A 1,567-nucleotide genomic window follows, 5' to 3' on the forward strand; every position below is an offset into this window, starting at 1 on the left:
CCGCGGGGGGGTGGTCGAGCGCTTTGGGGCGGGTTGCGGTTGGGCGCGGTCGGATCGGCCGGGGGCCGATCGCACCGCCCCATCCGGAAGCCGGCGCGATCTCGCGGTGGGGGCGACTTCGGATGGTTCAGCGCGTTGTCTGGTGGGAACCTCGTGTTCGGGTGTTGTTCCCGGGGATGTGCGGTGGGTGTCATGGGTTTGGATCAGCCGAATGACGTCCACGCAGAGCGCGGGATCTTCGTTGCGGGTCCTCGTCGTGACCGAGTCGTACCCGCCGCAGGTCAACGGGGTCGCGCACACCGCGTCGCGGGCCGCGGAGCACCTCGTACGGCGTGGTCATTCGCCGCTGGTCGTGGCGCCGACCGCGCCGGCCGGGCTGCGGACGGGCAACGACACGGAGAGCGGGGACTCCCCGGTGGTCCGGGCGCCCGCGCTGTCGTGGCCGGGTTACCCGGACGTGCGAATGGCGCTGCCGACCGGCGTGGTGGGCCGCGCGATCGCCGCGCACCGGCCTGATGTCGTGCACCTGTCGAGCCCGCTGCTGCTCGGCGCGCACGCCGTGCGGGCGGCCCTGAAGCGGCGGGTGCCGATCGTCGCGGTGTACGAGACCGACGTCGCCGCTTACTGCCGGTCCTACGCGCCCCGGGTGCCGGGCGGCTCGCAGTACGTGTGGCGCCGGCTGCGCGGGATCCACCGGCCGGCCGATCGCACGATCGTCTCCTCCAGCGCGTCGAAGCTGGCGCTGGAGGAGCAGGGCATCCCGCGCATCCACCTGCTCCCCCACGGCGTCGACGCCGTGCGCTTCGACCCGCGGCACCGGGATCCGGACCTGCGCCGCCGGCTCGCGCCGAACGGTGAGGTCCTCGTCGGGTACGTCGGCCGCCTCGCGCCGGACAAGCACGTCGAGCTGCTGCGCGGCGTCTGCGGCCTGCCGGGGGTGCGGGTGGTCGTCGTCGGCGACGGCCCTAACGGTCCCCGACTGAGGACGGCGCTGCCCGACGCGACGTTCCTGGGCATGCGCGTCGGCGACGAGCTCCCGCGCATCTACGCGTCACTCGACGTCTTCGCGCACACCGGGCCGTTCGAGACCTTCGGCCTGACCGTCCAGGAGGCGATGGCCAGCGGCCTCCCGGTGGTCGCGCCCGCGGCCGGCGGCCCGCTCGACCTCGTCGAGCACGGGCGGACGGGCTTCCTCGTACCGCCGCTCGACGAAACCGCCCTGCGCGACGCCGTGCGCTGCCTCGTCGAGTCGCCCGCGCAACGCGCCACCTTCGGCGCGGCCGCGCGGTCCTTCGCCCTCCGCCACACCTGGGAAGCCGCCGGCGACAGCCTGATCGCCCACTACCGCCAGGTCCTCGACGAACGCGCCCAGCTCGCGCCGCGCACGCATCCCCCCGAAAACCACGTCACCCTGGCCACGGCGGACTGACGCCACCACAGCGCGAGATCGCGCCGGCTTCTGGATCGGGCGGTGCGATCGGCCCCCTGCGCTGGCAGCCGCTGTTCACCGAACGCTTCGTCTGCGTCCTGTCGCGCGATCACCCGCTGACGGCCGGCCGCCTCACCG

General features: G+C 74.2%; 1 protein-coding gene. It reads left to right on the forward strand.

All coding sequences use genetic code 11. The annotated features are described in order from the left end of the window. Positions 1–211 precede the first annotated feature (211 nt). A complete protein-coding gene (locus AB0878_RS49380) occupies positions 212–1,429 on the forward strand; it encodes a glycosyltransferase family 1 protein (protein WP_366590652.1) in 1,218 nt (405 codons plus the stop codon). The last annotated feature ends 138 nt before the right edge of the window (positions 1,430–1,567 follow it).

The sequence above is a fragment of the Amycolatopsis sp. NPDC047767 genome (genome assembly GCF_040704195.1).
Lineage (GTDB): Bacteria > Actinomycetota > Actinomycetes > Mycobacteriales > Pseudonocardiaceae > Amycolatopsis.